General features: G+C 54.6%; 8 protein-coding genes. 2 read left to right on the top strand and 6 right to left on the bottom strand.

The features are described from left to right. Positions 1–998: hypothetical protein (locus FFR93_RS37000; protein ID WP_246661396.1), on the top strand; the 998-nt coding region annotated here is incomplete at its 5' end. Positions 999–1,340: 342 nt separating this feature from the next. Here FFR93_RS37000 and FFR93_RS36995 read toward each other — a convergent pair. From FFR93_RS36995 to FFR93_RS36965, 6 genes are all read right to left on the bottom strand, one after another. Continuing rightward, entirely contained in the window at positions 1,341–2,093 is a 753-nt protein-coding gene (locus FFR93_RS36995) for a hypothetical protein (RefSeq protein ID WP_246661395.1), read from the bottom strand. A 209-nt stretch (positions 2,094–2,302) separates the two neighbouring features. Further along, on the bottom strand, positions 2,303–3,016 hold the full coding sequence (locus tag FFR93_RS36990) for a GntR family transcriptional regulator (protein WP_018517071.1): 714 nt from the start codon (positions 3,014–3,016) through the stop codon (positions 2,303–2,305). 205 nt (positions 3,017–3,221) lie between these two features. Then, positions 3,222–3,926, bottom strand: a complete 705-nt coding sequence (locus FFR93_RS41170) for a Bro-N domain-containing protein (RefSeq protein ID WP_165504291.1) — start codon at positions 3,924–3,926, stop codon at positions 3,222–3,224. A gap of 1,516 nt (positions 3,927–5,442) precedes the next feature. After that, positions 5,443–6,429 carry a molybdopterin-dependent oxidoreductase gene (locus tag FFR93_RS36975; protein ID WP_028734623.1) on the bottom strand — a complete coding sequence of 329 codons (987 nt, stop codon included), beginning with the start codon at positions 6,427–6,429 and terminating at the stop codon, positions 5,443–5,445. A 5-nt stretch (positions 6,430–6,434) separates the two neighbouring features. After that, positions 6,435–7,457 (bottom strand): carbon-nitrogen hydrolase family protein, encoded by a 1,023-nt coding sequence (locus tag FFR93_RS36970; RefSeq protein WP_138396823.1) that lies wholly within the window; start codon positions 7,455–7,457, stop codon positions 6,435–6,437. A gap of 63 nt (positions 7,458–7,520) precedes the next feature. After that, positions 7,521–7,904, bottom strand: coding sequence for a Rid family detoxifying hydrolase (locus FFR93_RS36965; protein ID WP_018484256.1), 384 nt, complete (start codon positions 7,902–7,904; stop codon positions 7,521–7,523). A 180-nt stretch (positions 7,905–8,084) separates the two neighbouring features. Here FFR93_RS36965 and FFR93_RS36960 point away from each other — a divergent pair, with 180 nt between their 5' ends. Further along, a complete protein-coding gene (locus FFR93_RS36960) occupies positions 8,085–9,005 on the top strand; it encodes a LysR family transcriptional regulator (RefSeq protein ID WP_138396822.1) in 921 nt (306 codons plus the stop codon). Positions 9,006–9,059: the final 54 nt, after the last annotated feature.

Genomic DNA, 9,059 nt, shown 5'->3' with positions numbered 1-9,059 from the left:
GATGGTGGCGGCATAATCGAGGCAGAAATCCACTTAGCGAAACGCCCGAAACTGTTCAGACAAACCGAACCAGCTCTGAATTTCCAAAGCTGTACATCCACGACTCGGCGGCAGAAGCGGATTATCCGGTGCCCGAAGATACGAGGCAGGCATTTGACTTCTATACCAACAAGACTTCCTTCAACTTTCCACCGCACGCGTCAATCGTGACTAGTCAAAGCGCGTCGATCAGACCGGACACGGGGTTCACTGTCCTTTTGGTCGAAAAGACCCGTGAAAATACCGCTCCTAATGGCGGTAGCGCCTTATCGCTTCTAAGTTCTAATTCGAACGATGCTTACCTATCATTCGCGTTGGGAGCCACGCCCAATCCGAATGGTCAAAAGTGGTCTTTTGCGAAAAGCCTGCTTCAAAGCGACATGGCGTCTATTGCATGGTGGCAGAAGCCCTGGGATATGAACGTCGTGGGGCCAACAGGGGCATTCGCCGGCACAGAGTGGATTTACTATACCTTTACTCCAGACGGCAAAGTGCGCATCGACCGTTTTGCTCCGTATACCTATTTTCTAGCTTTTACAGCTTACCAATGGGATGAGGCAGTGCTCGACAGTGGGTTCCCGCATTCTCCTTTCAGCTCTGGTACGCCAGCCGATCGTCCGAAATCCGTGATTTTCGGATCGGTTGGACCATGGGTTATTGGCGCTGCAGCCGCGCCCGGTCAGGCGTCGCCCATGATTGAGCCAATAGAGGCGTTGCCGGGATTTGAGGGAGCGACGATCTTCTCGACCCCGATGTCGATAAAAGAAGTTGTAGCGTATCAGAACTCCCTGAAGAGGAGCGACTTTCTCGACGTCAACATGCTGCCCTGCAACAGCGGCCAGTACCTTTCCGGCGAGATAAGGACTCCCTGCGGCACGGCTCGCCCTGGTAATCCCCCGTCGAATGTAAAATCGGTGGCTGGTGATGGGATCCGCACCAATATCGAACGCTATGACTAGCGATGTTGGACGACTCTCATTTGTTCCGACGGCGATTAGACGGCATCAGATTCAGCTACCGCGATGCCGCAATCCCGGCGGCTTGCGCAGCAAATGTCTGAGCCAGATCGAGCAAAGATGGTGACCACTCAAGCTGTGACATGCCCGCGCAAAGATATTCTAGAACCAAAGCAGGATTAAGCCGTCTTGAATTTCTCGAGCATTGCAGCAGTGAGATTTTCTCCGGCGCGGCCCCAGGTGGCCGGCGTACGATCACTCAAAATCGTATCGACTGCGAGATCCGTTTTGCGAAACGCCATTTGAACTCGCTAAGCGACTTGAGCGTAGGTCCTCGTCCGGCCCTTATTCATCTTTGGCCCAGCCCTTGCTGTCGGCTGTCTTCGCGAGGAGGAATGCATAACACCCGCTGATCTCGTCGAGCTTTCTCACCAACTCGCCGTCCGATCCACCGAGCAAAGTTTGATAGCCCTCGCCTCTTGTTGACCTCTGCCAATCATTCCCAATAAAGCGCGCGGTCGCATTGCCGAGGGAAGAAACCATTGGTTTGGGGCTGCCAAACGATACGGCTGCGCGTCTCAATCCGTCTTGGAAGCTTGCGTCATCGAGTCCGCTATAAGGCTTTCCTTCGGAATTCGTTGCATTAAGGAAGATCTGCTCGTCACCGAACACGGCATATCCGCCGCCCAAGCCTTTTTTCGTTGCGTCCGCTGCCTCGAAGAATCTCTGCGCGACGGTGGCGTTAAGGCTGCCCTGCGGAAACCGCACGACAACAAAGCCTGTCTTACCTGTCATGTCGTTGAGGCGAGAGGTAAGGACGCGATATTGGCGGAAGACGTAGCCAAGGGAGCCGGCAAGTCGATCCGCCGCGGCGTCATCGAGATCACCCTCGGTCTGAAGCAATGCATTCGTTTTGAGGAGATACCCGCCTGGCGTAACCTCTGTCCTCAAGGTCGCAGCGTCGACCCCGTTGGCTGTTATTATCTTTGGCACAATGTCTTTTGAGACTTCGGCTGAAAACGTCGCTCGATCATCATAGCTGGCCTGGGCAAGCCGCGGCAAATGGAAACCTGCGGAGGGCGTTGCCCGATAGGACACGAGCAACTTTCGCTTTGCCAGCGCTGTATTCTGGAATGCTGAAGGGATGGTGGCAGCCTCTTTGATTTGGCAACATAATTAAAATGCTGGTGGGTAATGCCGACGTCGGCTTTTGGATTGCCCGCAGCAGCCGCAGATATGCGCGGCACTCGACAAGATTCATCGGGTTCGTTGATTAGAATCATTCGTCGAGATGACGGTATGCGATGTCACAAACTTCTCGCAGGCCCCGGAAAACCTGTTAATCCACGTTCGTTCACCTCTTGTACAATCCTTGAGACGGCACCCTGTTCTAGATCAAGGTGGTTCACCAACGCGGACTCCACCAGGGTCGTCGCCGTGCCTAGTTCAGACATTGCGGCAATTAGCTTCTCGAGGCTTTCGACAAACGCGGGCCGAAGTTCCGACGCAGTTATTTCCATTCGTAGAGGGTGAGTGCAAAAACAGAATCGGTGGACGATTTTGCAAGCCTCGCAATTCGATGCTTCTTGGGCGACTTTAGTGAATATCGCTTCTGCCCTTAAGGCGAGTTCGTCAGGGGACAATTTATCCGTCACGGTCCAGCTCTCTGGGACCTGCGGCCGCATTCGATTTAATGCCGAGATCAGGGTCTCACGTCCGACAACATAAAGATCTAACAGAGTTCTTTCCGACATCGGTCTCGTGAAAAAGCCTCTTTGAGGGATGTATTGGATCTTCCCTTCAGCTGCAAGCCGCTGAAGTGCTTCGCGAACTGGCGTTCGACCAAGATCGAGCTTAGACGCTAGATCCTGTTCCCTGAGATGTTGCCCCGGCACACGACCGTTACTGTGGAGAATTCGTCGAATAGCCTCGTAGGCAATATCGGCCTTTGCAGGTTCTGGTTCAGTAGAAAAATTTGGGTCACCCCCACGACCTTGGGGCGCGTTCTTGCAACACCGCATTTGATAGTTTTCCTCTGTCGATATCCTTCAAGGACCCTACAGGAGCTTCTTGCATTGAGACCGGACGGTCGCTTCGAATTGAAGGTCGAACTAGTCGGCCCTTCCAACACCGGCACCGCGTTTCGCGCCCGAACCAGATACGGCATCAACCACCTGTGTTACAGCCGCGGCCGTAATTGGCAGCTATCGCATTCTGCCACTAATTTCAATGCCATAGGCACAAGGCTGCGTCGGGATGGCGCGCTGGTCCGATGTCTACCGGCTGTCGTATTTCGCGGAAGCGGCCGGCTTTAAGCGAACCGTGTCTCCAAGGCCTGCAAGTGCCATCAATGTGGTGGCAGTTTTCGAAATCAACATGTTCATGATAGTTCTTCGGTGGACGTGTGTCGGCCTCATCGTCAATGAGCAATTTTTCCGATCGGTTATTCCTATCAACCAGCCGATAATGGGCATCGGGGGTGTTGGAGTATCCGCGGTTCGCGAGAGCCTCGACGTGTCCATCAGTAGCAATGGTTTCGCCGTTGTCAGAATCACCTCCAGCGCAATCAAAGACAAGTTCAGATTTTGAAAACCATGTGATCTGGCCCATTCGTTCCGGTTCGTGGCTGGTGGCGAGAAGTGCTTTGGTTAGGCCCAGGCCTATGCTTGCCTCGTGTTCGGCAGATGGTTGTTGCAATGTCGGCAATTTTTCAAGGCTCGGCTCCATGCCGGTCACCACGGGACGGTTAATCCGATAATATCTTCCGCTATCTGCGACTTCGCGAAGCGCATTCAGATGGTCGTTCCGTGCGGCCGGCCAGCGTATAGCTCTCCGTGGAGCAACCACACGTACGCAATCGAGGAAGGCGAGCCTCATTTCCGGGCTATCACGCCTGGCTTTGTTTGGATGCATTTTGTCACGTCGGTTCATCTAAGCCTCCCGTCGCTGACCAGGGTAGTCCCCCTGGCGCGTGTTGAGCAGGTCTAGACGGCGCTCCGTCATAGATCAATATATAGCAATAATATATTTTTTTATATATTTGGCCAATCGCACTAGCGTAATTTTATACTTTAATCGTCAAATACAAAACTCGAAACGATATAGTCTTTCTCATACGAGCTGAAGGTTTGATTGAGTCCGCGAATGTTCGAGCTGACAATCTCCGTTGGTGATGGCCAAAGCTCGAAGTGGTCATGTACGGCTATGCCTCCCTCAAGCAGCACGAAAAGTTCCCCTCTATCTGACAACTCCGAAAAGTTGGTCGGATTGAGTATTTCGTCACCATCGCGCCGATCGCCAGTGAGTTGAATTTATTGGCAGAATCGGAGTCTCGAAGACACTTCCTTCGCTCTTGTATTGAAAGTCGAACACAGATCGCTGACAGGAGAACGCGTGGGAAGAACACCGGTTACGCCGAAGTCGGTTTACTCGGGCCACCATTATATTCGGCCGGCACAAAAAGCGTTCTCGGCAGGTCGGAAACGATGACATTCTGGCTCCCTTGCGGTGGACCCGACTAGTTTCGCTGGGCGAGCGACACACCGCAAAGCAAAAACGAACGGCATTCTTATCGCGCCAGTCACCGGCGCTCGCTCCCGGACCATTGATACTTTTATCCCCGCGACACAGGCGGTCTCATAGCCACAACACGTGGCTGCCGTCGAAACAAGTTCGACGACAACCACGCTGCCTTGGGAGGCGAAAGGTTTTCCCGAGAATCTGGTCTTCCGGATGAGGTAGCAGGGTCAGCTACTATTGGTGCACATTCGACGAACGCAATTGTCGCCGCGAGAATCGTTAGGCGCGCCACGCTAGACTATTGCGCCGGCGGTATCCTACTCCCCCATGGCAGCCACGAGCCGACGCACATTCGCCGATGTCGAGAAAAATACCGGTCATTTTCATAATTTCTTTGCGAGTGACAGAAAGCGAGGCGTGTTCGTCGGGCCCATATTGCCCACAATCGGCGTACGAATGCGGTATCCAGATTGTAGGTAGTCCGAGGACATCGGCGAAGAGGTCGTGGCAGCGAGCCTCCCAGATTTGGCAGGAGTGAGGGCTCTTGCGCATGGTTTTCTCATCGAGTCACAACGAAATGCACCCCGTGATGACTAGGGGAAAGACGGGTGGCCATGATGACGATACCAGTCCGCATTCCAAAACAAGCGCCTGGTATCGCCAATGATCGGATGACAAGCGCAGACAGGTGCTGCGACAACTACTGATCTATAGCGCATGATCGCGATCATCGCCTCGGCCGTTCAATAGGCGGTTTCTGTCATGCGTGGGCCGGTGTGACGGCGGGCTACCGCCTCTGTTCCACCCGATCGCAGGAAAGCTCTTGTCCTGTCGATCTGGCAGACCGTAGTGCCGCTGGCTCATCGAGAAATCTCGATTTTTTCGTGCGTCGGTGGACGCCCATCCCAATGTCGCAGTGGGCTCCGGGTCAAGGATCAACTTCAACTTTAACCGTGTGCACCGCATTTCTCGCGTCAGTCAGCGGCTGTCCCGCCCCACATTCATCCGTGCACCGACATAGCAAGATATTCTGGCCTGATGTAGGGGTCCACGACAACTCGAACCGTTGCCAACTCCTTCCTTCGCGCGGCCCTACTGAGGCAGTCCGCCAGGAGCCTCCACCGTCCACGCTGACCTCGACGCTGGAGATCTGGTGATCTCCCCAAGCCCAGCCCCATATTTTCGTTGGCATGTCCGCTGACAGCAGATCATTTGGGGACGGCGATACGATAACGGACTCCGGGGCGACGCCCCAAACCGGCTTCATCCCCGACGCCGCAGGGTCATTGTAGAAGCGCGTCGTATAGGCGCCGCTAGCGCGCCGATCCGCAGCCGTGATCGAACCAACCCATTTTACGGAGTTTGTACCATACCAACCTGGCACGACCAGTCGAACCGGTCCTCCGCGCTCTGGAGTGAGTGGCCGACCGTTGATCTCAAGTGCGAGGATAACTTCTTCTGCAAGTGCTTTGCCGATCGGCAGGTCTTTTTGATAAGCTTCTTCAACATCTGCGTATTCGCCCCACTCGAGGCCGGAAGTCCAGATGTAGGACGCATGGCTGCTGATCTTTGCGCGTTCCAGAACAAGCGACAGCGGCACACCTTTCCAAATTACATTTCCGATCCTGCGTTTAGGCACTGTCGGAGCAAGCGGACTTCCAGCGCATTCGTGAACCGACATGTACTCGCGCTGTGGCATTGCTTGAAGGTCAGACAGATGCAATCTCGTCGGGTTACCCACGAGGCCATCGACATCCAAATGCCAATGCTCGGGGTCGATCTCCAGGAACCCCATATGCGTTACCAGAAAAAGATCATCTTCAGGGGTGATCCACGATTTAAGGGCATGAACGCCGTCGGCAGGGCCCTGGAAGGAGAAACCCTTCTTGGTCATGTGCATACCCGTCCGCGCCATCACCTTTACTCCGGCATGGCCACGGCCTCAGGGCTCGTTAGAGCGTCCTCAGCGCGGCCTTCCAAAAATCTGATTGGGTTTCGACGCATCCGGTTCACGGTGACGTCGAAAATATCGAATCGGTTGTAACCAGCAACGACGTCGTGAAATCGTTTCGGCTCAACACAGTCGTCGAGATCGATTTGGGCATAGCCGATACCTTCGTCGGTCATTTCGTCACCAGTTGCCGCTCCAGTCGGCCCTAGGAAAAAGCTAGTGGCCCGCGGACTGGCATCTATGATCGCTTCGATCGCAGGATCATCCAAGGCAATGGCTTTGCGTGCGACTTCGTCCAGGTGCCCCGCCACGATGATCCCGAAGCACTTGGCCTCGAAGCAGTGCGCAGAGGCACGGATGCGGTTGGCAGCTCGGTTGTCGTAGTTGTCGCTTTCTGTGGGAACGCGAGTGGGCCAGATCGGCGGATAGCTACTTATATGAACTTGCTCGCCTTGCGTCATCAGACTGTAGCGCGCGAGCGGATTTGTATTTTCCCCGCAAATTAGGCCGCCAATGCGACCGATTCTCGTGTTTGCGACGACCAACCCTGCGCCATCGCCCGGATCCCAAACTAGTTTTTCAAAGAAGGTTGCGACCAGTTTTCGATGGTGGATCAGGATTTGGCCGGTATCGGAAATCAGAACATTACTATTCCACAAACCTCCGACACTTGCCGGGTTGCGCTCGGAAAAACCGATTGAAACGAAAACACCGTTATCGGAGGCGGCCTTTCGCACACGCTCAATTTCCGGGCCGTCAATGTACACCGAAGCTTTCAAGAAGCGTTTGAAATGTTCGTGCGATTGAATGGGCGGGTAAAGTGCTGCCCAGACAGGGAAACCGGGTAGAAAGCTCTCCGAAAATACCACGAGCGACGCGCCGTTTCGGGCAGCCTCTGCTATCACCGAGCAAGCTTTTTCCGCGCTCGCCCCAGGATCGAGATAGACGGGGGCAATATGAGCAGCCGCGGCCCATAATTTCATGTTTCCCATCGACATTCCTCTACAGATCCAGGCTCGCCATCAGCCATCTCGACTAGCTCGGCAAAGGCAGGCTCAAGATTGCCGCTTTGCTGTTAGACCGATTTCAATGCGTGCTCCAAGCGGCAGGCTGGCGCAGCCGATTGTGGTGCGGGCCGGGTAGGGCGATGAAAAACGCGTCGCGTAAATCTCATTCATCTGGCCAAAGTCACCCATGTCGGTGAGATAGACATTGACGGATACGACATCATCCGACCCCAGGCCCGCTGCCTCAAGGACTTGAAACAGATTATCGAAACACTGGCGTGTCTGGTCGGCTACATTTCCGTCGACAAGTTTGCCGGTGCCGGGGTCTAGCGGTGTCTGGCCGGAGCAGAACAGAAGATCGCCGGCCCATGTCGCGTGCGAATACGGTCCCACTGCCGCAGCGTTTAAAGCATTCACAGTTCGTCTGGACATGCGTTCTCCCAAGGTAGGTTCAAGTAGTGCCGGCTGCTGGCGATAAGCGTTTCCGCAAGATACTTTGCTTCACTGCGCACCACACATACAGCGGCACAGCACGTTTGAAACTATCAAAACGAATTTGCGAGCCAACCCGAATAGGATGCACTACCCTGTGCAAAAATAGACGGAGGTAGCATGGCGACTGCAATCGATCATCTTGATTGGGACGATCTCAAACTCTTCCTCATCGTCGTCCGGTGCAAGAGCGTGACCGGTGCCGCTCGCGAACTAAAAGTCAGCCATTCCACCGTATCTCGCCGGCTTGCTCGCCTGGAATATACGGTTGGCGGTGCACTCGTCGAGCGGACCAAGGACGGACTTCTGCTGACACCGGCCGGCCTGGTTACAATGCGGCGAGCGGAGGAAATCGAGAACGGCGTGAATGCTCTTCGCAGCGACGTAAGCAATCGTGACGAAATACGCGGCACAGTCAGATTGGCCACCATGGAAGGCATCGCAACGCTTTATCTCTCCGAGCGCCTCGTTGAACTCAGTAGCCGGCACCCTGATCTTGACCTCGAGCTTGTAACGTCGCCGCAAACGGTTCGGGTCGCTCGCCGGGAAGCGGATTTATTCCTAAGCTTCTTCAAGCCCCATGGAACTTCTCTGGACAGTCAGCTGATCGGACGTTTCAAGACTGGCTTATTCGCTTCGCAGGCTTATCTTGAGCGCAATGGAGTTCCCTCTCAAGCGGCGGATCTTAGCGAGCACCGCTTTGTTGGCTATATCGAGGAGCTGATTCAGCTTGAAAGCGTGCTCTGGCTAGAGGAACTCGTACCCACCCCAAAAATAGCGTTCAGCTCAAATAGCATGATGTCGCAGATGTTCGCGGCGTCTGCGGGCGCAGGAATTGTAGCCCTTCCCGAATTCGCACGCAGTCTAAACCTGGGTCTCGTTCCAGTGCTCGACGAACTGAGCGGCGAGCGCGAGATCTGGATGTCAGCACACCAGGATCTAGCTTATCTTCCAAGAGTGAGAGCCGTAAAGCAATTCGTGAAAGAGCTGGTACGTCGTGACGAACAACGCCTTCTGAGAAACTCACCTTGGTCTTCGTGAAGTTTCGCAAATCGGACTGTGCGGAGCGCTCTGGCCGGCTGAATTGGCGGACGC

This window comes from Rhizobium sp. MHM7A, assembly GCF_005862215.1.
GTDB lineage: Bacteria > Pseudomonadota > Alphaproteobacteria > Rhizobiales > Rhizobiaceae > Rhizobium > Rhizobium bangladeshense.
This window is presented reverse-complemented; position numbering and strand designations above follow the sequence as displayed.

Bases quoted from the DNA above. Each gene is read 5' to 3' on its own strand.
- FFR93_RS36990 (WP_018517071.1), bottom strand. From the start codon at position 3,016: ATGCGGTGTTGCAAGAACGCGCCCCAAGGTCGTGGGGGTGACCCAAAT.
- FFR93_RS41170 (WP_165504291.1), bottom strand. From the start codon at position 3,926: ATGAACCGACGTGACAAAATGCATCCAAACAAAGCCAGGCGTGATAGC.
- FFR93_RS36975 (WP_028734623.1), bottom strand. From the start codon at position 6,429: ATGGCGCGGACGGGTATGCACATGACCAAGAAGGGTTTCTCCTTCCAG.
- FFR93_RS36970 (WP_138396823.1), bottom strand. From the start codon at position 7,457: ATGGGAAACATGAAATTATGGGCCGCGGCTGCTCATATTGCCCCCGTC.
- FFR93_RS36965 (WP_018484256.1), bottom strand. From the start codon at position 7,904: ATGTCCAGACGAACTGTGAATGCTTTAAACGCTGCGGCAGTGGGACCG.
- FFR93_RS36960 (WP_138396822.1), top strand. From the start codon at position 8,085: ATGGCGACTGCAATCGATCATCTTGATTGGGACGATCTCAAACTCTTC.